This is a genomic window from Cryobacterium sp. TMT2-17-1 (assembly GCF_004402765.1).
Taxonomy (GTDB): Bacteria; Actinomycetota; Actinomycetes; order Actinomycetales; family Microbacteriaceae; genus Cryobacterium; species Cryobacterium sandaracinum.
Genome location: NZ_SOGC01000009.1, coordinates 155,081 through 176,478, shown reverse-complemented (window position 1 = coordinate 176,478; position 21,398 = coordinate 155,081). Strand labels below are relative to the sequence as shown.

Here is a 21,398-nt window from a genome sequence, read left to right as displayed (position 1 = left end):
CCGCGGATCGCACCCCGTTCAGGAGCGAACGGGGTGCAGCAGCCGCCAGATCCGGTCGCGCGACATCGGCAGTTCGGTGGGACGGATGCCGATGGCGTCGCGCACCGCGTTCGCCAAGGCGGGCGCCACCGGGTTGTAGGGCGACTCGCTCATCGACTTCGCCCCGAACGGGCCGAGCACGTCGCTCGTGTCCGCGAAGTACACCTCGGTCACGGGCAGGTCGGCGAGCTGCGGGATGTGGTAATTCCGCAGCACGCTCGTGGTCACGGTGCCCGCCCCGTCGAGGATGACCTCCTCGTAGAGCGCGGTGCCGATCGCCTGCGCGACCCCACCCTCGATCTGGCCGCGGCACTGCTCCGGGTTCATCACGACCCCGGCATCCGCCGCCTGGATCGACTGCAGAATGCGCACCTCGCCGGTCTGCGTGTTCACGGCCACCCGGAACGCGTGCACGTTGAACGCCACCGAGCGGCGGGCGCCGTCTTCGGCGCCGACACCGCGGAGAGCGGAGGCCCCGGGCGCGGATGCCCCGGTTACGGATGCCTGCCCGGCCAGTTCGGCCAGTGTCACGAACACCGCTCCGCTGCGCAGCCCGTCGGGTTCCAGGGTCCAGGCGGCGGCGGGGATCTCCGGGTGACTCTCCGTGGCGGCGGACCGCAGCGTGTCGGCCAGGTCGTTCGCCGCCGCGAGCACGGCCTTGCCGGCGATGACGACGCCCGCGGAGCCGAACGCGCCGGTGTCGTAGCCGATGGCATCCGTGTCGGACTGCAGGATCTCGATCCGGTCGGGAGTCGTGTGCAGGGCCGTGGCGGCGAGCTGCGCGTGCACCGTGGTGGTGCCGTTGCCGAACTCGGCCGTGCCGACGCGGACGGTGTAGTGGGTGGGGGATTCGAGGACCGCGTTTTCGAGGGTGACCGAGGCCTGCGCGTAGTGCCCGCGCGGCGGGGTGGTCGCGATCATGGCGGTGGCCATGCCCTCGCCGGTCTTCCAGTGCTCGCCGAGCGGCACGGTGGCGCCGTTGCCGCGGGCCAGGGCCGACTGGGCCAGGTCGAAGCACTGGTCGAGTCCGTAGCTGCCGAAGATGAGGTCCTCACCCTCCACGTGGGTGACCACGAGCGGGTCGTTCGGGCCGACCGAGTTTCGCCGGCGCAGGTCGAACGGGTTGATGCCGACGGTGCGGGCGAGCTCGTCGAGTGCGGACTCGACGCCGAAGATCACCTGGCCGAGGCCGTAGCCGCGGAAGGCGCCCGAGGGGAGATTGTTCGTGTAGACGCTTCGGGCATCCACCCGCTTGTTGGGCACCCGATAGAGGCTGACCGACTCGGAGCTGCCGTGGAACATCACCCCGGGGCCGTGGTTGCCATAGGCGCCGGTGTCGGCGAGCACACCCAGCTTCAGTGCGGTGAGGCGGCCGGCGTCGTCGGCGCCGAGGGTGACGTCGATGCGCATGGGGTGACGGGCCGGGGAGAGGGTGAACTCGTCGGAACGGCTGAACTCGTATTGCACGGGGCGCCCGGTCTTCAGCACCGCGAGCGCGACGATGTCCTCGGTCAAAATTTCCTGCTTGCCGCCGAAGCCGCCGCCGACCCGGGCTGTGAACACGCGCAGCCGCCCCGGGTCGAGGGCGAACAGGCGGCAGATCTCGCGGTGCACCAGGAACGGCACCTGGGAACTGGTGCGCAGGATGAGCCGGTCGCCGCCTGCCGATGCGTCTGCCGTGCCGGGCTCCAGCCAGCCGATGGTGGCGTGCGTCTCCAAATGGGTATGCGCCACCCGTTGGGTCTGCCAGGTTCCGCTCACGCTGTGGGCGGCGCCGGCCAGGCCGGCCGCGATGTCGCCGTATTCGCCGTGCAGCTCGGCCACCAGGTTGCGGGTCGGGTCGGCCAGCCGGCTCGCGGTGGCGTCCTTGTCGCCGTGCACCAGGGGAGCGCCGGGCAGGAGAGCGGCGTGCGGGTCGAAGACGGCCGGGAGCGTCTCGTAGTCGATCTCGATCAGGCGGCAGGCGGCCTCGGCGATGGCGAGGGTGTCGGCGACGACGGCCGCGACGCGCTGGCCGCGGAACCGCACGACCGAATCGAGCACGAGGGTGTCGTCGGGGTCGTCGAGGCGGTCCTCGTGCCGGGCGGTGGAGAACAGGGTAGCTGGGGAGTCGGCGTGGGTAAGCACGGCGTGCACCCCGGGCAGGGCCGCGGCTGCCTCGGTTTGGATTGAACGGATGCGCGCGTGCGCCTGCGTGCTCTGCAGCACGCTGAGGTGCAGGAGGCCGGGCACCGTGACGTCGAGGGTGTACGGCTCCTGCCCGCTGACCACGCGTTCGCTGGCCGGGGCCGCCAGGGAGGTGCCGACCGTGCCGGGGCGCGGTCCGGTCTGGACGACCGGGCCCAGGCCGGTGCGTGCCGGTGCGTCGGTGCGACAGGAGCTGTCTGACCTGGCTGAGCCGTTGACGGGGGTGTGGCTGCCGCGGATGGCGTCCTCGATGGCGCGGTAGCCGGTACAGCGGCACAGGTTGCCCTTGAGCAGGCGGGGGAGGTCGTCAAGGTCGGTCTCGGTCAGGGCGGACGCGGTCACGATCATGCCGGCGGTGCAGAACCCGCATTGGAACCCGGCGGCGTCGACGAAGCGCTGCTGGATCGGGGCCAGATCACCGGGCAGGCCGAGCCCGGCCACGGTCGTGACCTCTGTGCCCTCGGCCCGGAACGCCGGGTAGATGCAGGAGTGCACCGGAGTGCCGTCGACCAGCACGGAGCAGGCGCCGCAGTCGCCGGTGTCGCAGCCCTTCTTGACTTCGAAGTGCTCCTGGTCGCGGATGAAGGAGCGCAGGCACTGCCCGGGGGCAGGGGAGGCGTCGACGGGTTCGCCGTTGATCTGGAATCTCATGAGCGGTCTCCGTTCCGGGGTGCCGCCTGGTCTCGCGCGGCCGGTTCGGGTTCTTGTCTCGGTTCGGGCTGCTGTTCCAGCTCTGCTCGGATCTCCTCGCCGAGCACGCCGCTCACGGCGCGGCGCCAGTCGGCGGCGCCGTGAGCATCCGTGAACCAGCAGTCGATGGCGGCGATGTCCTGGGCGAGTGTGCCCGCGTCGGGCAGGGAATCGTAGCGCAGTTGCACCGGACGCACAGTGCCGGCGGTGACGGTGAGCACGAAGCGGCCGGTGCCGTCGCTGGCGTCGCGGGCGGTCGTGTCGTCGCTGTCGGAGAGGTCGGCGCGGTCGAGCCGGCCGATCAGCACGGCGCCGGAGCGGCCGAGTGGGGAGAGGGCGATCTTGCGGTATGCGGTGCGGGCCGCCAGCGAAGAGGTCGGCACGTGGATGGACCGCAGCACATCGCCGGTGCGGAGCGCGTTGGTGGTGTTGCCGGTGACGAAGGACGCTGCGGGCATCCGTTCGTCGCTGCCGTCACGACGCCAGATCAGCACCTCCGCGTCGAGGGCGGCAGCCAGGCTGGTCATCGGGCCGGCCGGCAGGGAGGCGCAGAGGTTGCCGCCGACGGTGGCGACGTTCCAGATCTTGAATGAGCCGTAGAGGGCGGTGCAGCACTGGTAGATCAGCGGATGCGCGGTCCAGCCGGGTGCGGCCGCCAGCCGGGAGAGTTCGGCGATGGTGCAGGTGGCGGCGATGACGAGGCAGGGGGTGGTGCCGGTGGCGCGCTCGCCGGTGTGGGCATCCGTGCCGGTGGCGGCACCTGGGCCGGTGTCCGGGGTGCCGGCATCCGTCGTCAGGGTCAGAGCGGGCCAGCCCAGGGTCTGCAGGTCGACCAGCCCGGTGAGGTGCGTCTGCGGGTCGGCGAACAGGTCGGAGCCGCCCGCGAGCGGGGCCACCTGGGCGTCGAGGAGCGCGAGATCGCCCCGGTGACGGGCGGGGGTGATCGTGAGCACGGTGTTGAGGTCCATCGTTTCCCTCACTCGACCGCTCGGGTGCAGGTCGACACCCTGAATTATCCACTCGCCCGTGTCGCCCCGCGAGTCGACGCGCTCGCTCGCGGCATCCTCACGGCGAGCCACCCTGTTTTCGCGCAGGGCACGGGTGCGCGGAAGGGCGGGGGCGAACCAATTCGACGGAGATTTTGAGCCAAAAGCGGATTTTAGGCGTGTTTTGTGCCGATTTGACCAGAATCTCCGTCGAATTCGTTCGGGCCGGAGCCAGTGGGGCTAGTGGAGCCAGAGGGGTTAGTGGGGCTAGTGGAGCCACAGGGTTAGTGGAGCCAGAGGGGCCAGTGGGGCCAGCCCAGCTAGTGGTCCACACCGTGGAGCTGGTCGAGGATGTGGTCGAGCACGTCGGCGAGGAGACCCAGTCCATCCTTCACGCCGTTGGGGGAGCCGGGGAGGTTGATCACCAGGGTGCGCCCGCGGGCGATCCCGGCGTGACCGCGCGAGATGACGGCCAGAGGGGTGGATGCGGCGCCGCGGCGGCGGAATTCCTCCATCAGCCCGGGGAGCAGCCGGTCGAGGTGCGGGAGGGTCTGCTCGGGGGTGAGGTCGTGGGGGCTGACGCCCGTGCCGCCCGTGGTGATCACAAGGTCGATGCCAGCGTCGAGGGCCTCGATCAGGGCAGCGCCGACCGGGGCGCCGTCGGGCACGACGCGGCGCTCGCCGAGCGTGAAGCCGCGCTCTCGCAGCCAGGCATCGAGGACGGGGCCGGTGCGGTCCGGGTAGACCCCGGCTGCGGCGCGGGTGGAGGCGACAATGACCTGCGCGCGGCGCGGTGCGCGCGGTGCGCGTGGTTCGGTGGGTTCGGACGGAGTCGACGGAAGGTTCGCTGTGGCGGTCACGCGCTCCATCCTGCCCCACTGCGGCAGCCGCGTTCACGCACCTCCCGGTGTCTATTCCGCAGATGCGGTAATAAGATGCTCAATATGTCTCAGATACGGATTAAAGAAGCCGCCGGATACCTCGGGGTCAGCGACGACACCCTGCGGCGCTGGATCGACAATGGGGCGCTCGCCGCGAGCACCGACGACGCCGGACGCATGGTCGTCGACGGATCCGACCTGGCCCATCTGGCCCGGGAGACCGCGCTGGCCCGAGAGGACGCGCTGTCGCCCGCGGATCCGTCCACGACGGCGAGCTCGGCCCGCAACCGTTTCGTCGGGCTGGTCACCCGCGTGGTGAGCGATCCGGTGATGAGCCAGGTCGAGCTGCAGTGCGGCCCCCACCGGGTGGTGTCCCTGATGAGCACCGAGGCCGTGCGTGACCTCGGCCTGGTGCCGGGGTCGGTGGCCGTGGCCGTGGTCAAGGCCACCACCGTGATCGTCGAAACCCCGAAGGGCCAGTCGTGACCCTATTGTGGAGCGTGCGCGTCGCGGTCGGGCTGGCGGCGGCATCCGTCGTGCTGGCCGGCTGCGCAGGAACGGCCGGAGCCTCGTCGGGGGCGACCGGGGCGTCTACGGAGCAGGGCGAGACGCTCACCGTGTTCGCCGCGGCATCCCTCACCGAGACCTTCACCGAGCTGGCCGACCGGTTCGAGGCCGTCCATCCCGGCGTAACGGTCGCGCTCAACTTCGGGGGATCGGCCGACCTCGTTACCCAGATCCGGGAGGGCGCCCCTGCCGATGTTTTCGCGGCGGCGGACGCCAGGACCATGGCCAAGCTCAGCGGCGACGGCCTCCTCGACGGCGTCCCGGTGGTCTTCGCCACCAACACCCTCATGATCGCCGTGCCCGCCGACAACCCGGCCGGCATCGATTCCTTCGCCGACCTCGCCGCGCCGAATGTGGACGTAGTGGTCTGCGCGCCGCAGGTGCCGTGCGGCACCGCGCTGCCGGCCCTCGAGGCGGCGGCCGGCGTCCGGCTCGCGCCGGTGAGCGAAGAGAACGCCGTCACCGGCGTGCTCGGCAAGGTCACATCGGGCGACGCGGATGCCGGGCTCGTCTATGTGACCGACGTCACCTCCGCCGGCGACGCGGTTCTCGGCATCCCGGTGCCGGAGGCAGATCAGGCCGTGAATGAATACCCGATCGCCGTCGTGGCGGGCAGTGAGCAGGCGCTGCTCGGGGCAGCCTTCACCCGGTTCGTGACCGGAGCGACCGGTCAGACCGTGCTTGGGGCGGCCGGTTTTGGCGCGCCGTGAGGTGGTGGTGAGTCGCTCCGACTCCCACACCGGCCCCCACGACGGCCGGGTCACCCTCGGCGTGCCCCGCTGGACCCTCCTCGTGGCTGCCCTCGGCGTCCTGTTCATCGTGCTGCCGATCGTGGGCATGACCCTGCGCGTTGACTGGTCCCGGTTCGGTGCGCTTGTGACCTCCGAAGCGGCGGTCGCGGCGCTGCTGCTCAGCCTGCGCACCGCCATGATGAGCACCGTGCTCTGCCTGCTGTTCGGCGTGCCGATGGCTCTCGGCCTGGCCCGCAGCCGGTTTCCCGGACAACGCCTCGTGCGCGCCGTCGTTCTGCTGCCGCTCGTGCTGCCGCCCGTTGTGGGCGGTATCGCCCTGCTGTCGACCTTCGGGCGCCGCGGCCTGCTCGGCGAGACTTTCGAGGTGCTCGGCATCCAGATCGCGTTCTCGACCACCGCCGTCGTGCTCGCGCAGACCTTCGTGGCGCTGCCGTTCCTGGTGCTGAGCGTGGAGGCGACCCTGCGGGCCTCCGGCGCGCGCTTCGAGGCGGTCGCCGCCACGCTCGGCGCCACCCCCGGCACGGTCTTCCGGCGGGTGACGCTACCGCTGGTGCTGCCCGGTCTGCTCTCCGGCGCGGTGCTCGCGTTCGCGCGCGCGCTCGGTGAGTTCGGGGCGACCCTCACGTTCGCCGGCAGCCTGCAGGGGGTCACCCGCACGCTGCCGCTCGAGATCTACCTACAGCGGGAAACGGATGCGGATGCGGCCGTCGCCCTGGCTCTCCTCCTCGTGGCCGTCGCCCTGATCGTGATGGTCGCCACCCACCGGCCGCGCGGACTCTCGTGACCTTCGAACTGGCCGCCGTGATGCGCCGGCGCGGACTGGAGGTCGCCTTCACCGTGTCGCCGGGCGAGACGGTGGCGCTGCTCGGCTCCAACGGGGCCGGCAAGTCCACCATTCTCGAGCTCTGCGCGGGTCTGCTGCGGCCCGACTCGGGTAAGGCCACCCTCGACGGGCAGGTCTTCTTCGATCTGGCGGCCGGCGGTGCAGACCGTGCCGGCGGTGCAGACCGTGCCGATGGTAGGCGGCCGGGCATCTTCACACCGCCGCACGCCCGACGCACGGTGCTGCTCGCCCAGGAGCCGCTGCTCTTCCCGCACCTGAACGTGCGCGACAATGTGGCGTTCGGGCCGCGCAGCGCGGGGGAATCCCGGGCTGCGTCACGACTTCTCGCCGACGAGTGGCTCGCCGCCGCCGAGGTGTCCGACTTCGCCGACCGGCGGCCCGGGATGCTGTCCGGCGGCCAGGCCCAGCGGGTCGCGGTGGCCCGGGCTCTCGCGGCCAGTCCGCGGCTGCTGCTGCTCGACGAGCCCATGACCGCGCTCGATGTGGCGGCGGTGCCCGCCCAGCGCCAGTTGCTGCACCGGGTACTGCTCGATCGGTCCGTCATCCTGGTCACCCACGACCCGCTCGACGCCCTCGCGCTGGCCGACCGGGTGATTGTGCTGCAGGGCGGGCGCATCATCGAGGAGGGGCCGACCCGTTCGGTGTTCGCGCACCCGCAGGCCGAGTTCACCCGGGCCCTGACGTTCGGGCTCGACCTGTCTGCCTCGCCGTGATACCCCTGTCAGAGTTCGGTGTGCATTGCCCGGGGGAGGGAATACGCTGGATGATATGACGTCTTCCGCTTCACCGTCCACCCGTGCGATGGCTCGCCCGCTGACGGACGAGGAAGTCGACCGCATCCGCAACGACTTCCCGATCCTCGATCAACTGGTCAATGGGCATCCGCTCAATTACCTCGACTCGGGCGCTACCTCGCAGAACCCGCTCAGCGTCATGGAGGCCGAGCAGGAGTTCTACGAGCAGCGCAATGCAGCCGTGCACCGCGGGGCCCACACGCTCGCGTTCGGAGCCACCGAGACGTTCGAGGCAGCCCGGGCGACCGTGGCCGCGTTCATCGGGGCGAAGGCCGACGAGATCGTCTGGACGTCGAACGCGACCGAGGGCATCAACCTCGTCGCCTACGCCTTTTCCAACGCGTCGCTCGGCCTCGGCGGCCCCGCGGCGACACGATTCTCACTCGGCGCCGGCGACGAGATCGTCGTCACCGAGATGGAGCACCACGCCAACCTGATTCCGTGGCAGCAGCTCGCGTTGCGTACCGGCGCGACCCTGCGGTTCATCCCGGTTCTAGATGACGGCACGCTCGACCTGGCCGCGGCGGCGGCAGTCATCGGAGCCCGCACCCGCCTGCTCGCGCTCACGCACGCCTCCAACGTGGTGGGCACGATCAACCCGGTCGCCGAGCTCGTAGCTCTGGCCCGCTCGGTGGGCGCGCTGGTGCTGCTGGACGCCTGCCAGTCGGTGCCGCATCTTCCTGTGGATGTCGCCGCCCTCGACGTGGACTTCGCCGTCTTCTCCGGGCACAAGATGCTCGGCCCGACCGGCATCGGTGTGCTCTACGGCAAGGCCGAGCTGCTCGCGGGCATGCCGCCGTTCCTCACCGGCGGATCCATGATCACCACCGTGGACATGCACACCGCCGAGTTCCTCGCCCCGCCGCAGCGGTTCGAGGCCGGTACCCAGCGCATCTCCCAGGCGATCGCCCTGGCCGCCGCGGTGGAGTACCTGACCGAGACCGGGATGGAACGCATCGCCGCGCGCGAGGCCGAACTGGGGCAGCGCCTCGTGGCTGGGCTCGTCGGCATCCCCGGGGTGCGTCTGCTCGGGCCGCCGGCCGGAGTCGACCGCATTGGTCTGGCCAGTTTCGACCTGGCCGGGGTGCACGCCCACGATGTCGGTCAGTACCTCGACGAGGCCGGTATCGCGGTGCGCGTCGGGCACCATTGCGCCCAGCCGCTGCACCGCCGGCTCGGCGTGACCGCGTCGACGCGGGCGAGCACCTACCTGTACACGACCACCGACGAGGTGGACCGGTTCCTGGCGACCCTGGCCGAGGTTGCCCCGTTCTTCGGAGTGAAGTCATGACCCAAAGTGCCATGCAGCAGCTCTACCAGCAGATCATCCTCGACCACGCCAAGTCCCGGAACGGTGCCTCGGCGGAGGGGCTGCCACCGCTCGAGGCAGCCGGGACTGCTGCCGGTGCTTCTCTTGGCGCTGCTTCTCCTGCCGGTGCGGGTTCCGGGTTGCGCGTGACGGAGTCGCACCAGGTGAACACGACCTGCGGGGACGAGGTGACCGTGCGCATCGGCTGGCGTGCCGGTGAATCCGGGGGCTCGCCCGCGTCGGCCGGCGAGCCTGCCGACGATGTCGTGATCGAGGAGTTCGCCTGGGCCGGCGACGGATGCTCGATTTCGATGGCCTCGGCATCCGTGCTGCACGACATCGTGCGGGGCGAGAACGTCGCCACCGCGCGGGCCGTGCTGAATACCTTCCGCGAGATGCTGCGCTCGCGCGGCACGATCGAGCCCGACGAGGAGGTGCTCGGTGACGCTGCCGCCTTCGCCGGCGTCTCCCGCTACCCGGCCCGCGTCAAGTGCGCGATGCTGCCGTGGGTGGCGTTCGAGGCGGCTCTGCTCGCGGGGTAGGGCTCGTGTAGGGCTTGTGTGGGTCTGCGCAGGGATCGCGCAGGCTCGGAGGCTAGGGTGGTCGGAGGCCGCGCGACGCGGCTCCGGACGACGGTTCAGTACCCGGCACGCGACAAGACTGGCCACGGGAGCTGTTGTCATGTCGTGGATCATCCTCATTGTGTCCGGGGTCCTGGAAGCCGTTTGGGCCACGGCGCTCGGTAAGTCGGCCGGGTTCACCCGACTGTGGCCATCCGTCGTGTTCGCGGTGGCGCTCGTGCTCAGCATGGGCGGGCTGGCCTTTGCCATGCGGGACATCTCGACCGGGACCGCGTATGCCGTCTGGGTCGGGATCGGCGCGGCGCTCACCGTGCTCTACGCCATGGTCTTCGGCGCCGAGCCGGCCTCCCTGCTGAAGATTGTGCTCATCCTCGGCCTGGTGGGGTGCGTCGTCGGGTTGAAATTCGTCGACGCCGCGCACTGAGTCGGTCGCTGAGCGCGTCCGACGCTGCGAGCATCAGGGCATCAAAACGGTGGAACATCAGAACGGTGGCGGCTCGTCCGCTTCGGGTGGCCGAGACCTCGCGTCAGATGAAGGCCTCGGCGGCGGATGCGGCCCCGGCTTCGGTCGACGCTCCGGCGCACGGATGATCGTGGCCGGCTCACTGATGAACGTGCGCCCGGTCGGCGATGTCCACTTCAGCGTGCCGTCCGACAGGTGCATGTAGGTCCACCGGGTCTCTGACTTCAGCGCATGGTCGGCCGGACACAGATGCGCCAGGTTGCCGTGCTCCGTCAGCCCGTCGAACTGCCAGTCGAGGGTGTGGTCGATGTCGCACTGTGTCGCCGCCCGGCGGCAGCCCGGCCACCGGCAGGTTTCGTCTCGCACCCGGAGGTACCGTCGCAGTTCCTTCGGCACCTTGTAGCGGGTGCGCCCGACCGAGAGCACCACTCCCGTCTCCGGGTGGATCAGGACTCGGATGAAGCCGGGTGCCCGAGCCGCGATCTCGCGTGCGGTGTCGGGGGCGATCGGTCCGTATCCCTTGAGGTGCCCGGGTTCCTCGGAGTGGCCGAGGAGCGTCATCACCGGGACGGTCACGTGCACCGAGCCCCGGATTCCCTTGCCCACCCCGGAGGCGGTGACCCCGTCGAGGATGAGGTCTTCGAAGACGTCCGCCCGCAGCTGCGTCAACGCGCGGGTCTCGTTCGGGCCCTGCAGGCTCATCCCCATCACGGTGAGGCGGTCGTACCCGGCCTTCACCTTCTCCGCCGAGTCGAACCAGTACAGCGACGCCATCCCGTCGGGCTCCGGCTCGAAGACCACTTTGCGGTCGGCCACCGATTTCTGGTGCCGGGCTGTGATCGACTCCGGGTGCTGCCGTTCCCGCATGACGCGTGCCTTGTACTTCAGGTTGGCCACGGTCAGGTGCGGAGCGGATTTCAACAGCGCCTCTTCGAACCCGGCCAGTGCCTCGGCGGGGAGTGACCAGGCCTGGTTCATGATCGCCTGCGCGTGCCGGTACGTGATCGACCCGTCCTGCAGCGCGGCCCGGGTGGCGGGCAGCTCATTCATCAGGGTCTGGCTTTCGGCGATCAGGGTCTCGGTCGAGCGCACCGGCAGCCGCAGGGTGCACGCCAGCTCGGTGACGAACTCCCGTTTGGCGACCATGGCGGCATCCCACCGGGCACGAGGCACCCCGGCCGTGACCCCGGATATGGCCGGAGGACCTTCCCGAGCCTTGTCTTTGGCTGCCTGGACCGCGTCCAGGGCCAGTACCTCGGCGAACCGGCGGGCCTGATCGACCTGCTCGGCCAGGCGGGCGTCGACCCGGGCGGACTCCGCCTGCGTCTCCCGGATCGCATCGAAGTGACGACCCAGGCGTTCTAGCTGCTCACGGTAGGAGGGCTTCATGAGTCACACGTTACGGGCGGCCACTGACATTCGTGGGGCCAGATCGGCACCCGTCAGTACCCTGTGGATAACCTGATCGCACCCGTATTGTGGAGGAGTAGAGCAATGCGCCCAGGGCCCGCTGCGGGCATCCGCTACTGGGCCGGCGGCACGCATCCGTTGTCACGTAAACGCGGAGATTTCTGGCAAAACACCGGTTGTGGTCGCCGGTTGCCCGGCGTGTCGCGAGAATCTCCGAGGTCAGCGAATTCGACCGCGACGGATGCCCCGGCGAACCTCTGGAGGTCGACGCACCGGGTCTCGACAAGCTCGACCACCGGGCCGACCACCGGGCCGACCACCGGGGCTGGCCATCGGAAACGGCTCTTCACTCGGGCGGGCCTTCGGCGTATGTTTGAGGTGGAAAAAGCGAAAAGTCAACGCCCGCCGGGGTGGTCAACCTACCCCTGCTGGGCGAGGAGTTCCGGCCACGATTCGCGCTCACCGCTTCACCGACAGTCGGCTCTCCGCCTCGGAAGCACGCCCTGATCGACATCCAGTGCGGCGCGGGATGCCCGATACGCGGCGGCTTCAACGTCTACCCCTCCACACGCGCCACGAATCACCTGCACCACCAAGGAGGCGTTTCACAATGATGAAAGAACTGCACACCGTGTTACCGGCGGCGGAACTCAAACGAGCCCAGTCGTTCTACCACGACGCGCTTGTCCTCGACCCCGACGAAACCAACGAGGGAGTCCTCGTGTATCACGTCGGGTCGGGATCGGTCTTCGAGATCTACGAGACCAGTAATGCCGGCACGGCCCAGAACGCCCAGATGGGCTGGATCACGGATGACCTCGACACCGAGATGAGCACGCTCCGCGAACGCGGAGTCGTCTTCGAGGAATTCGACATCCCCGGCATGAAGACGGTGAACGGGGTCGTCACGGCCGAAGACATAAAATCGGCCTGGTTCCGCGACACCGAAGGCAACTTCATCTGCATCTCGCAGACGATCTAGCCACCCCAGTCACCCCACTCACCGATCCCGGGCGGCGCGGAGGCGCCGCCCGGTCCCTCGCTTGGCCGTCATGCTCGGCGCGTGCTCGGCGCGTGCTCAGTGCGTGCCCGGCGCATGCTCGGCGCGTGCCCGGTGCGTGCTCGGCGCGTGCTCGGCGCGTGCTCGGCGCGTGCCCGGTGCGTGCTCGGCGCGTACTCAGTGCGCGCCCAGCCGGTGTGCCAACTCGCGAAGCACCACGGCCAGGCGGTCGCCGAAACCCTGCGGGACCTGCTGCGGCAGGGCATCCGTCGGCCACCAGGCGACGTCTTCGCTCTCGTGGCTCGTCACGGGCATCGCATCGGCCCGTGCGACAGCCGCGAAACCGATGTCCCAGTGCGTGGTGCAGAGCCCGAACCGCGAACTGAGCGCGTGCCGGTGCACGTCGACCGGCAACGGGTCGCCGGTCCCGGCGACGAGTCGGCCGTCGAGAGGACTGAGTTCGGCGATGCCGCCCTCTTCGCGGGCCTCGCGCAGGGCGGCCGCGGCCACGGAGAGGTCGGATGCCTCGATGTGCCCGCCGAGTTGCACCCAGAACCGGCCCTTTTTATGGAAGCAGAGCAGCACGCGACTCAGGTCCGGAGTGAAGACGAAGCAACTCGCGGTCAGATGCTCGGCGCCGCCGTCGCGGTCGAGCGCAGAACCGCGGCCCGCCCGCACGAAGTCGATATATTCGCTTCGCAACCGGGCCTGGGCCGGGTCGACCGGCATCCAGCCGGCCAGGAGCGTCTCAACGTCGAGTGCTGCGGGGAGGTGGTGTGCGCCGGAATGCAGATCGATGCCCTGGGTCATATCCGAAGGCTATCCGCCGGGCGACACCCAGCGGTGCAGCCACTCGGTCGTCAAGCCGGCAGGGTGAGCCGTCCGCTCAGGCCGAGCGGGCGCCCAGCTCGGCGCGGAGCGGCCAGTCCTGGCCATCGAGGATGATCTGCGCCGAGCGACCGGTGGCGGCATTGACGACGATCGGCGCCATCAGGTTCACGGTCGTTCCGTCCTCGCCGGGGTTCGTCACCACAAGCAGCAGCGCGTCATCCGGCCCGGTCAGGCCGAGCGATGCCGCGTGCTCGTCGCTGATCACGGGGGAGTAGTCGGGCAAGTAGACGGATGCGTCGAGCACGAACAGACGGGTTCGCTGGTCCGCTGCGGACTGCAGCGAGAACAGGCCGTCGGCGCCGGGAATCTCGGTCAGGCTGAACTCGGTCAGCGGGTCCAGCCCGGGCGGCGGGGACACGAAGCTCAGGGCGGCGGTCACGGTGCCGGCGGTCGAAACGGCGCTCATCGAAGGAAGTCCATCAGCGTCGGCTGGAGCACCCGGGCGGTGACCGACAGGGCCGCCTGGTAGGTGACCTCCTGCAGTTTCAGGTCGAGGATGGCCTGGCCGAGGTCGACATCCTCGATTCCGGCCCGCTGGGCCTCGAGATTTCCCTTGTGCTGCACGAGTGCTTCCCCGGCTTTCTGGATCTGGGCCTGACGCACACCGACATCGGTCTGCGCCGTGAGCACGGTCTTCATTGCCAAGTCTATGGCTGTGAGGTGGGCACCCACGTTCGTGCCGGTGCGCAAGTCGTCGGCGATGGTGCCGATCAGAGCAAAAATCGAATTCGTAGCCGTGCCGAAGATGGCGGCGCCGTCGGCGTCGACCCTCACGGTGGTGTCCGCGCCGATGCGGCGGTCGACGCTTGCGGTCGCGGTGCCCGTGAAGGTGAAGTCGGGGTCGTCCCGGAAGGCGAGCCCGGCATCCGAATTTCCGGCGAAGACGCTGCGGCCCAGGTAGTCGGCGTTCGCCTGCGCGAGCAGGTTCTGGGTGAGGCCGTCGAGGCGGGCCGCGATGGCCTCCTTCGCGGCGGGGGAGAGAGCGCCGTCGTTGGCACCCTGCACGGTCAGGTCGCGCACCTGGTTCAGCAGGTTCGTGGCCTCGGCCAGTGCCATGCTGGCGGTGGTGAGCCAGCCGTCGCCGTTGTCGGCGTTGCGGGCGTACTGCGTGACCGCGCGCTGCTCGGCGCGCACGGTGAGGGAATCGGCTGCCCGAGCGGGGTCGTCGGAGGGGCGGGCGATGGCCTTGAGCGAGGTGGCCTGCTCCTGCAACTGCGCCATCCGGGCGAGGTTGGCCTGCAGATTGGTCTGTGCGGAGCGCATCTGGGTCTGGGAGGTGACGCGGGCGATCATGGGTTACCTTCCCACCAGTCCGGTGCGATTGATCAGGGTGTCGAGCATTTCGTCCACGGCGGTCAGCACCCGGGCGGCGCCCTGGTACGCGTGCTGGAACATAAGCAGGTTGACGTTCTCCTCGTCGAGATCGACGGAGGAGTTCGAGAGCTGAGCGCCCACCGCGGCGGTCGAGGTGAGGTCGGCGAGGGATGCCTGGCGCAGCGCGTTCTTCGTGGTCACGGCCAGCGAGGTGACAATGTTCGACCAGTCGGTGCTGGGGGACCGCACCGGGTTTCCCGCGGCGTCCACGACCGTGCCGGCGCCGAGCTGGGCGATCCTGTCGGCGATGGAGCCGTCGAGGGCGCCGTTCGCGGTGAGCCCGGTTGAGAGCTCGGCGGCGTTCGTCGGCAGGACGGACAGGCCGAGCGCGGCCGGTCCCGTGCCCGCCGAGCCGAAGAAGGGGCCGGGGCGGGTCGAGTTGTCGCCGGTGGAATAGATCGCGTTGACCTTCGCGGCCAGGCCCGTGGCGAAGGAGTTGTACGCCGCGGCGGCTTCGGCGAGGGCGCCGCCGGTGCCGGCGGCATCCGTTTTCGTGAGCAGGGAGAGCGCGCCGGCGAGCTCGCCGCCGTCGACGGGGATCGCGCCGGTGCGGTCGGCCCACTCCACGCGCACGGGCCCGGCGGTGCCGACCGGGTCGGTGAGGCCGTTCGGACCGTCGAGGGTGCGGGCACCGAGCGCAACGAGTGGGCGGGCGGTGTCGCCGGTGACCAGCGCGTTGCCGCCCACGAGCACGTCGACGGTGCCGTCGGGGCGGTTGACGACGGTGCCGCCGGTGAGGGCGGCCAGGGTCGTGGTGAGACCGCTGCGCTGGTCGATCAGCTCGTTGGCGTTTCCGCCGCCAGCAATCGACTGACGGATGCGCGCGTTCAGCTCGGCCACCTGGGCGGCCGCGCCGTTGATCTCGGCGACCATGGTGTCCACGCTTCCGCGTTCCGACGACCACTTCGCGGCGACCGCCTGGTACCCCTGCCTGATCTGGGTGGTGACGGCGCCGGCCTGGCCCAGCAGCACCCCGGCGGGCGCGGTCTCACCGGCGGCGTTGGCCACGTCGTGCCAGCCGGCCCAGAACTCCTGCAGCTGGGCGGAGAGCCCGTTCTCGCCGGGCTCCTTCAGCGAGGCCTCGACGGCGCTCAACGCGTTCGCCCGCACCGCGGAGTAGCCGGCGACCGCGGCGGTGCCGCGCACCTGGGCGTCCAGCGACGCGCTGCCGAGGCGGGCGATTCCGTCGACGCTGACACCCTGGCCGGGGCGCACCCCGGAATTCATCAGGCCCACACGGGTCGACGCGTCTACCGCGGAGGTCGTCACCCGCTGCCGGGTGTACCCCTCCGTGTTCGCGTTGGCGATGTTCTGGCCCACGACGTCGAGACCCTGCCGGGCGGCGACCAGGCCGGTGTAGGCGGTGTTGAGTCCTCCGAAGGTGCTCATCGCGGCACCCTCACAGAATCTGGTCGAAAAGTCGGGAGCCGGTGGGGCGCGCACCGGCGGCCCCGGTGGCGTCATACGTCTGAGTGTTCGCGCGCACGTCGGCCAGGGTCTCCTGGCTGGAGCGGGCGGCGGAGCGCAGCAGCTGCTCGTTGGCGTCGCGCAGTTCCTTGATCTGGGTGGTCAGTTCACCCATCGCCTTGAGGTGCGCGGCCATGATCTCGGACCACGGGCCGGCGGGGGCGTGAGCCACGAGCTCGCGCAGGGTGGCGTCTTCGGCCGTTCCCCAATCGAGGGCGACGGCGGCAACCTCGACCGAGCGGGCGAGGCCGGCATCCCGAACGTGGCCGAGCACCTGCTCTACCTCACGGGTGCCCTGCTGCAGCCAGCGGGTCTTGCCGTTGGTCAGCAGCAGCTGTTCCTCGTCGAGTTTGAAGACGAGCAGTTCGAGGAGCTCCCGCTCGCGCCACAGCAACGCTGATAGTTCATTGGCGCCCACGTCTCCTCCAACTGCCTGTCGTCTGGTGCGGCCGGTCCGCGCAAAATCGCGCAGGTCAACGGCTTGTTACTACGACTATCGGCAGGTGACGGCCCCCGGTTAGCCACGGTGTGGATTCAGACTGCCAGCCGAGACTGAAGGTGTCCACTAAAGGGAGGACACGATTCCGGCAGACACCGGATGCCTGGCCCCCGTTGCGGGGTGATCCGCCCCGATGTGGGGGTGCCTGGCCCCGTTGTGGGGGCACCGTTGCGCATTCGGCCACCGACCGCGCCTTTACGTTTTAATCATGGCCGCGAAGTTCTGTGGCCTGGGCCCCGAACCCCTGCGTCACATCCCCGCTTTCTCGCAACGTCCCCGTGCCTACCCGGCCACTCGTTCGACCAGGCCCTTGCCTGATCGATCGGGACAATTCAGGTGTCAAGCACTCAGGGAGTTCCGTGTGAATCGTGCAGAACGCAACCAGTTGGTGATCGACAACCTCCCGCTCGTCGGCTACCTCGTTTCCGAAACCTGGGCCAAGGCCCGGCACCTCTCCCGCGACGACCTGGCCTCGGCCGGAGCTCTCGCCCTGATCACCTCGGCGGATGCCTTCAACGCCGACCTCGGCGTTCCGTTCGGAGCGTTCGCACGGCGCCGCATCATCGGCGCCTTCGCTGACGAGATGCGCTCCAATGACTGGGCCACTCGGATGGCCCGCCGCCGCATCAAGGAGACCCGTGCCGTTCAGCAGACGCTGGCCGGCGCCCTCGGCCGCGCGGCATCCGTCGACGAGGTCGCCGCCGCCCTCGGCGTCGACCGGGATACCGCGATCGCCGGCCTGTCCGACTCCGAGCGCACCGTCTCGACCCTCGATGACGCCACCGCCGAGTTCCTGGTTTCCGGAACCGAACTCCCCGGCGACTCGCTGCTCTCCGCCGAGCGCCTGGCCTACCTGCACGCCGCCATCGCGGCACTGCCGGATAAGATGCGCGTGATCGTTCAGCAGGTCTACTTCGACGACCGCTCGGTCAAGGAGATCGCGGTCGAGCTCGGAATCACCCACTCGGCGGTGTCTCAGCAGCGGGCGGAGGCCATCCGTCTGCTCCGCGACGGCCTGGGCACGCACTACTCCGACGACGCCGAGGTGGAATACGTTCCCGAGTCCCGCATTGCGCCGGCCCGCCGCAGCGCCTACCTCGCCCGCCTCGCCGACCAGGCCATGCTCGGCCTCGCCACCGCGAGCGGGGTGGCGTACGCCGCCGGGTCGACGGATGCTGCCGATCCTGCCGGTTCAGACACCCGGGAAGTTTTTTCGATCAACGGCTAACGCGGTCTCAGCAGAGGCCGATAGCTCACTGTGTCAGGCCATGGATGGCCTGGCGTTCACCACCCAATCACGGAGGATTTCATCATGGGTATGCAGATCAACACCAACCTCGCGGCCAACAACACGTACCGCAACCTGGCCGCCACGCAGAACGACATGTCCAAGTCCCTGGAGAAGCTCTCCAGCGGCCTCCGCATCAACCGCGCAGCGGATGACGCGGCCGGCCTGGCCATCTCCGAGGGCCTCAAGTCGCAGGTCGGTGGCCTCACGGTCGCCAGCCGCAACGCCCAGGACGGCATCTCGGTCATCCAGACCGCTGAGGGCTCCTTGAACGAGGTCACCTCGATCCTGCAGCGCGTTCGTGACCTCGCAGTCCAGGCCGGCAACGACTCGAACAACACCGATTCGCGTACCGCGATCACGACCGAGGTTCTTGCCCTGGGCAAGGAACTTACCCGTATCGGGGCCTCGACCAACTTCAACGGTACGGCCCTGCTCGACGGCGTCAAGGCGTCGCTGACCTTCCAGGTCGGCGCTGGCAGCGTCGCTGCAACCGACCAGATTGTTGTGAATCTCACGAACGTGTCTACTATCGGTGCCGCCATTGAGGTGCTGGGAACTGCAGCGACTGACGGTTTCAAGGACGCAGCAACGGCCCTGTCCACCATCGCCGCACTGGACCTGAACATCAAGGCCGTGTCCACGTCACGCGCCGAGCTTGGCGCGAACCAGAACCGGTTCGAGAGCGTCATCAAGAACCTGGCCGTCTCCAAGGAGAACCTCACCGCTGCCGGCTCGCGCATCCGCGACACCGACATGGCCGAGGAAATGGTCAAGTACACCCGTTCCAGCATCCTCTCGCAGGCCGGTACCGCCATGCTCGCGCAGGCCAACCAGTCCGCTCAGGGCGTGCTGTCGCTGCTCCGCTAACCCTGAGTAGCTGAACCTTTCGGGAAACCGCACGGTGAACTATGGCTGGTGGTGACCTAAGAGATGAACTGGACCTCATCCCTCGGTCGCCGCCAGCCATTCACGTTTACACCCGCACCATCCAGCTTGATCGCAGAAACGTAAGGAGGGGAAGACATGACGAACGCCATCGACGGACTCGTCTCCGGGCTCGACACCACCTCCCTGATCAACTCCCTGATGCAGGTCGAAGCCGTTCCGCAGACGCTGCTGAAGGCCAAGGTCTCCTCGTCGCAGAACCTGATCTCGGCGCTGCAGGGCCTCAACACCCAGATCGCCGGCCTGGCCGATCTGGCCGGCAAGGCCGCGAAGCCGGCCGCACTCGACCTCTATTCGGCCACCAGTACCTCTCCCACCGTCACGACGGCGGTCTCGGCCAACGCCAGCGCCGGGCAACTCGACGTCGTCGTCACCAACCTCGCTCGCAGCCAGGTCGGCGTCTCCGCGGCCATGACCGCCTGGCCCGCCGACCCGGCCGTGCTGACCATCGTCTCCGGCGGTGTCACGACCGAGATCTCCGTCAGCTCGACCTCTCTCGACGCCGTCGCCACGGCCATCAACGCCGCCAACACCGGAGTTACCGCCACGAAGGTCGCGTCCGGAGTGGATGCCGGCGGCGTCGCTCAGTACCGGCTCCAGTTCACCGGGAATGACTCCGGTTCGGCCAAGGCCTTCAGTGTCTATCAGGGCACCGCCGCCGAGGTCACGGCGAACAGCGCGCCCGATTTGCTGGCCGCCGCGGGTGCCGCCGTCATCCGCACCGCCCAGGACGCCAGCGTCACCCTGTGGGCCGGTAGCACCGCCGCCCAGACGATCACCTCGGCCACCAACACGTTCGCGAACCTGCTGCCCGGCGTCGCGATCACGGTATCCGCCGTCTCCGTTGACCCCGTCACCATCAAGGTCGCTCGTGACGACGCGCAGATCGGCTCCCTGGCCTCGGGTCTGGTCAGCTCCCTGAACGGCGTCTTCGCGCTGATCTCCACCAAGTCCGCGGTCGTCAACAGCACCAACGCGTCGGGGGCCGCCGTGTTGTCGGCCGGCATCTTCACCAGCGACAGCACCGTGCGCGACGTCAAGCAGCGCATTCTCACGGCCGCCTCGGCACCGATCAACGGGCACTCGCCGTCGGAGTACGGCATCAGCATCACCCGATCCGGCACCATGGAGTTCGACGCGGCCAAGTTCGCCGCGGCCCTCGCCAAGGACCCGGTAACCGTCAAAGCAGCAGTGCAGGAGATCGCGACCCGCGTCGCAGCAGCGGCGTCATCGGCCTCGGACAAATACGACGGTCAGATCACCGCGAAGATCACCGGTCAGCAGTCCACGGTCAAGAACTTAGGCGACCGCATCGCCGACTGGGACCGCAGCCTGGCCACCCGCCGGGCGACCCTGCAGAGCACCTACACCGCACTGGAAACCCAGCTCAGCGCCCTGAAAGCACAGTCCTCGTGGCTGAGTGCCCAGGTTGCCGGGCTCCCGACCTCGAGCACAGGATGATGATGGCTGTTATGAGCATGATGGGTGGGGCACAGGCCCGGCGCGCACAGTTGAACCGCGAAGCGGTGCTCTCGGCCACGCCGGTGCGCCTGCTCACGATGCTCTACGACCGGTTGCTGCTCGATCTCGGCCGCGCCGAGATCGCCCAGAATATCGAGGACTGGGCCGTCGCCTCGGAGCACCTCCTGCACGCCCAGGCGATCGTCTCCGAACTGTCGACCTCGCTCAACGTGGAGGCCTGGGAGGGCGGCGAGGGTCTGTTCGCCCTGTACACCTACGTGTCCAACGCGTTGATGAGCGCCAACATCCATCGGGATGTCGCCCGTACCCGGGAGGCCATCGCCCTGCTCGAGCCGCTGCGGCAGACCTGGCACGAAGCGGCCGAGCTGCTGCCGGCCCAGAGCGCGGCGCGTGCCGGCGGGGAGTACGGTCTTGCCTAGGGTTCTGCTCGACACCCACGAATCTGCCAACGACCGCCAGGAGTGGCTGGATGTGCTCGACCAGCTCGAGTCGAGCCTCGGCTCGGGCGCGCGCGACGCCGTGCTGGCCGGCCCGGGGGAGCGCTTCTCTACCGGCGTGCAGTGGCGTGCGCCCGCACACCTGGGCCAGCTGCCCGCCGACCTCGAGACGCGCGCCCGGCGCCTGCTCTCCGGCCAGCTCGAACTGATCAGCGAGATCGAGGATGCCCGGCGCTCCGCCGGCGTGCACCTCGCCGCCGTGCGCACCATCATCTCGGCCCAGCACACCGACCAGGCCGTCTACCTCGACATAGCCGGCTGACTGCCCGCCCACCTCTCGCCCGTTGCCGGCTACCGCCGCTGCGGGCCAACTGTTGCCCGCTCGGACATTTGTTGCCCGTGCGCGGGCAACAGTTGTCCGTTTCGACAACAGTTGCGGGGTTCCGCTCGAAAACGTGAGGAAAGAAGTTCCGCGACAACTCCTTACGCGCCTCGGCCACCGGCCGATA

The 21,398-nt window shown here is 69.3% G+C and carries 22 protein-coding genes and 1 riboswitch; of the genes, 13 read left to right on the top strand and 9 right to left on the bottom strand.

What is annotated here, in order from left to right:
- Positions 1–18: 18 nt before the first annotated feature.
- The 3 genes from E3O47_RS02250 to E3O47_RS02235 form a co-directional block, all read right to left on the bottom strand.
- Positions 19–2,877, bottom strand: coding sequence for a molybdopterin-dependent oxidoreductase (locus E3O47_RS02250; protein WP_134419416.1), 2,859 nt, complete (start codon positions 2,875–2,877; stop codon positions 19–21).
- Positions 2,874–3,884 (bottom strand): FAD binding domain-containing protein, encoded by a 1,011-nt coding sequence (locus tag E3O47_RS02245; RefSeq protein ID WP_134419415.1) that lies wholly within the window; start codon positions 3,882–3,884, stop codon positions 2,874–2,876. Before E3O47_RS02245 ends, E3O47_RS02250 begins: the two co-directional genes overlap by 4 nt.
- Before the next feature lie 338 nt (positions 3,885–4,222).
- Positions 4,223–4,678: a MogA/MoaB family molybdenum cofactor biosynthesis protein gene (locus E3O47_RS02235; protein ID WP_233194132.1), complete on the bottom strand. Its 456-nt coding sequence runs from the start codon at positions 4,676–4,678 to the stop codon at positions 4,223–4,225.
- A 168-nt stretch (positions 4,679–4,846) separates the two neighbouring features.
- On the opposite strand from E3O47_RS02235, the gene E3O47_RS02230 reads away from it, so the two are divergent.
- From E3O47_RS02230 to E3O47_RS02200, 7 genes are all read left to right on the top strand, one after another.
- Complete coding sequence (locus tag E3O47_RS02230) at positions 4,847–5,269, top strand: TOBE domain-containing protein (RefSeq protein WP_104171331.1); 423 nt, start codon at positions 4,847–4,849, stop codon at positions 5,267–5,269.
- The gene (gene modA, locus E3O47_RS02225; RefSeq protein ID WP_198416238.1) at positions 5,266–6,060 is read left to right on the top strand and encodes a molybdate ABC transporter substrate-binding protein; all 795 of its coding nucleotides are present in this window, start codon (positions 5,266–5,268) and stop codon (positions 6,058–6,060) included. Before E3O47_RS02230 ends, modA begins: the two co-directional genes overlap by 4 nt.
- A 7-nt stretch (positions 6,061–6,067) precedes the next feature.
- Positions 6,068–6,886, top strand: a complete 819-nt coding sequence (locus E3O47_RS02220; RefSeq protein ID WP_241972988.1) for an ABC transporter permease — start codon at positions 6,068–6,070, stop codon at positions 6,884–6,886.
- Positions 6,883–7,659 (top strand): ATP-binding cassette domain-containing protein, encoded by a 777-nt coding sequence (locus E3O47_RS02215; RefSeq protein ID WP_104099379.1) that lies wholly within the window; start codon positions 6,883–6,885, stop codon positions 7,657–7,659. Before E3O47_RS02220 ends, E3O47_RS02215 begins: the two co-directional genes overlap by 4 nt.
- Positions 7,660–7,714: 55 nt before the next feature.
- On the top strand, positions 7,715–9,031 hold the full coding sequence (locus E3O47_RS02210; protein ID WP_134419412.1) for a cysteine desulfurase: 1,317 nt from the start codon (positions 7,715–7,717) through the stop codon (positions 9,029–9,031).
- A complete protein-coding gene (gene sufU / locus E3O47_RS02205) occupies positions 9,028–9,591 on the top strand; it encodes a Fe-S cluster assembly sulfur transfer protein SufU (protein WP_134342039.1) in 564 nt (187 codons plus the stop codon). The genes E3O47_RS02210 and sufU overlap by 4 nt, the downstream gene beginning before the upstream one ends.
- A 63-nt stretch (positions 9,592–9,654) precedes the next feature.
- A riboswitch (guanidine-III (ykkC-III) riboswitch) is annotated at positions 9,655–9,718 on the top strand.
- 12 nt (positions 9,719–9,730) lie between these two features.
- A complete protein-coding gene (locus E3O47_RS02200; RefSeq protein WP_134342038.1) occupies positions 9,731–10,054 on the top strand; it encodes a multidrug efflux SMR transporter in 324 nt (107 codons plus the stop codon).
- A 57-nt stretch (positions 10,055–10,111) separates the two neighbouring features.
- Here the strand turns inward: E3O47_RS02200 and E3O47_RS02195 are convergent, their stop codons facing one another.
- A complete protein-coding gene (locus E3O47_RS02195; protein ID WP_134419411.1) occupies positions 10,112–11,482 on the bottom strand; it encodes an HNH endonuclease signature motif containing protein in 1,371 nt (456 codons plus the stop codon).
- 631 nt (positions 11,483–12,113) lie between these two features.
- On the opposite strand from E3O47_RS02195, the gene E3O47_RS02190 reads away from it, so the two are divergent.
- Positions 12,114–12,485 (top strand): VOC family protein, encoded by a 372-nt coding sequence (locus E3O47_RS02190; RefSeq protein ID WP_134401495.1) that lies wholly within the window; start codon positions 12,114–12,116, stop codon positions 12,483–12,485.
- 195 nt (positions 12,486–12,680) lie between these two features.
- On the opposite strand, the gene E3O47_RS02185 is transcribed toward E3O47_RS02190, so the two are convergent.
- From E3O47_RS02185 to E3O47_RS02165, 5 genes are all read right to left on the bottom strand, one after another.
- Positions 12,681–13,313, bottom strand: a complete 633-nt coding sequence (locus tag E3O47_RS02185; RefSeq protein WP_241986049.1) for an NUDIX domain-containing protein — start codon at positions 13,311–13,313, stop codon at positions 12,681–12,683.
- Positions 13,314–13,389: 76 nt separating this feature from the next.
- The gene (locus E3O47_RS02180) at positions 13,390–13,800 is read right to left on the bottom strand and encodes a flagellar assembly protein FliW (RefSeq protein WP_134419410.1); all 411 of its coding nucleotides are present in this window, start codon (positions 13,798–13,800) and stop codon (positions 13,390–13,392) included.
- Positions 13,797–14,687, bottom strand: a complete 891-nt coding sequence (flgL, locus tag E3O47_RS02175) for a flagellar hook-associated protein FlgL (RefSeq protein ID WP_134419409.1) — start codon at positions 14,685–14,687, stop codon at positions 13,797–13,799. The genes E3O47_RS02180 and flgL overlap by 4 nt, the downstream gene beginning before the upstream one ends.
- Before the next feature lie 3 nt (positions 14,688–14,690).
- Positions 14,691–16,157 (bottom strand): flagellar hook-associated protein FlgK, encoded by a 1,467-nt coding sequence (flgK, locus tag E3O47_RS02170; RefSeq protein ID WP_134342033.1) that lies wholly within the window; start codon positions 16,155–16,157, stop codon positions 14,691–14,693.
- Positions 16,158–16,167: 10 nt separating this feature from the next.
- Entirely contained in the window at positions 16,168–16,653 is a 486-nt protein-coding gene (locus E3O47_RS02165) for a flagellar protein FlgN (RefSeq protein WP_104171319.1), read from the bottom strand.
- Between the two features lie 442 nt (positions 16,654–17,095).
- On the opposite strand from E3O47_RS02165, the gene E3O47_RS02160 reads away from it, so the two are divergent.
- From E3O47_RS02160 to E3O47_RS02140, 5 genes are all read left to right on the top strand, one after another.
- Positions 17,096–17,962, top strand: coding sequence for a sigma-70 family RNA polymerase sigma factor (locus tag E3O47_RS02160; protein ID WP_134419407.1), 867 nt, complete (start codon positions 17,096–17,098; stop codon positions 17,960–17,962).
- An 84-nt stretch (positions 17,963–18,046) separates the two neighbouring features.
- Positions 18,047–18,892 (top strand): flagellin, encoded by an 846-nt coding sequence (locus E3O47_RS02155; RefSeq protein ID WP_194085914.1) that lies wholly within the window; start codon positions 18,047–18,049, stop codon positions 18,890–18,892.
- Between the two features lie 156 nt (positions 18,893–19,048).
- Positions 19,049–20,431, top strand: a complete 1,383-nt coding sequence (fliD, locus tag E3O47_RS02150; RefSeq protein ID WP_134419406.1) for a flagellar filament capping protein FliD — start codon at positions 19,049–19,051, stop codon at positions 20,429–20,431.
- An 11-nt stretch (positions 20,432–20,442) separates the two neighbouring features.
- Positions 20,443–20,871 (top strand): flagellar export chaperone FliS, encoded by a 429-nt coding sequence (gene fliS, locus E3O47_RS02145; protein ID WP_104171316.1) that lies wholly within the window; start codon positions 20,443–20,445, stop codon positions 20,869–20,871.
- Positions 20,864–21,211 (top strand): hypothetical protein, encoded by a 348-nt coding sequence (locus tag E3O47_RS02140; RefSeq protein WP_134401499.1) that lies wholly within the window; start codon positions 20,864–20,866, stop codon positions 21,209–21,211. The genes fliS and E3O47_RS02140 overlap by 8 nt, the downstream gene beginning before the upstream one ends.
- Positions 21,212–21,398 lie beyond the last annotated feature (187 nt).

Coding starts and splice junctions, on each gene's coding strand:
- fliS (WP_104171316.1), top strand. CDS start 20,443: ATGAGCATGATGGGTGGGGCACAGGCCCGGCGCGCACAGTTGAACCGC.
- E3O47_RS02230 (WP_104171331.1), top strand. CDS start 4,847: ATGTCTCAGATACGGATTAAAGAAGCCGCCGGATACCTCGGGGTCAGC.
- sufU (WP_134342039.1), top strand. CDS start 9,028: ATGACCCAAAGTGCCATGCAGCAGCTCTACCAGCAGATCATCCTCGAC.
- E3O47_RS02185 (WP_241986049.1), bottom strand. CDS start 13,313: ATGACCCAGGGCATCGATCTGCATTCCGGCGCACACCACCTCCCCGCA.
- E3O47_RS02195 (WP_134419411.1), bottom strand. CDS start 11,482: ATGAAGCCCTCCTACCGTGAGCAGCTAGAACGCCTGGGTCGTCACTTC.
- E3O47_RS02250 (WP_134419416.1), bottom strand. CDS start 2,877: ATGAGATTCCAGATCAACGGCGAACCCGTCGACGCCTCCCCTGCCCCC.
- flgK (WP_134342033.1), bottom strand. CDS start 16,157: ATGAGCACCTTCGGAGGACTCAACACCGCCTACACCGGCCTGGTCGCC.
- fliD (WP_134419406.1), top strand. CDS start 19,049: ATGACGAACGCCATCGACGGACTCGTCTCCGGGCTCGACACCACCTCC.
- flgL (WP_134419409.1), bottom strand. CDS start 14,687: ATGATCGCCCGCGTCACCTCCCAGACCCAGATGCGCTCCGCACAGACC.
- E3O47_RS02155 (WP_194085914.1), top strand. CDS start 18,047: ATGGGTATGCAGATCAACACCAACCTCGCGGCCAACAACACGTACCGC.
- E3O47_RS02190 (WP_134401495.1), top strand. CDS start 12,114: ATGATGAAAGAACTGCACACCGTGTTACCGGCGGCGGAACTCAAACGA.
- E3O47_RS02245 (WP_134419415.1), bottom strand. CDS start 3,884: ATGGACCTCAACACCGTGCTCACGATCACCCCCGCCCGTCACCGGGGC.
- E3O47_RS02180 (WP_134419410.1), bottom strand. CDS start 13,800: ATGAGCGCCGTTTCGACCGCCGGCACCGTGACCGCCGCCCTGAGCTTC.
- E3O47_RS02210 (WP_134419412.1), top strand. CDS start 7,715: ATGACGTCTTCCGCTTCACCGTCCACCCGTGCGATGGCTCGCCCGCTG.
- E3O47_RS02200 (WP_134342038.1), top strand. CDS start 9,731: ATGTCGTGGATCATCCTCATTGTGTCCGGGGTCCTGGAAGCCGTTTGG.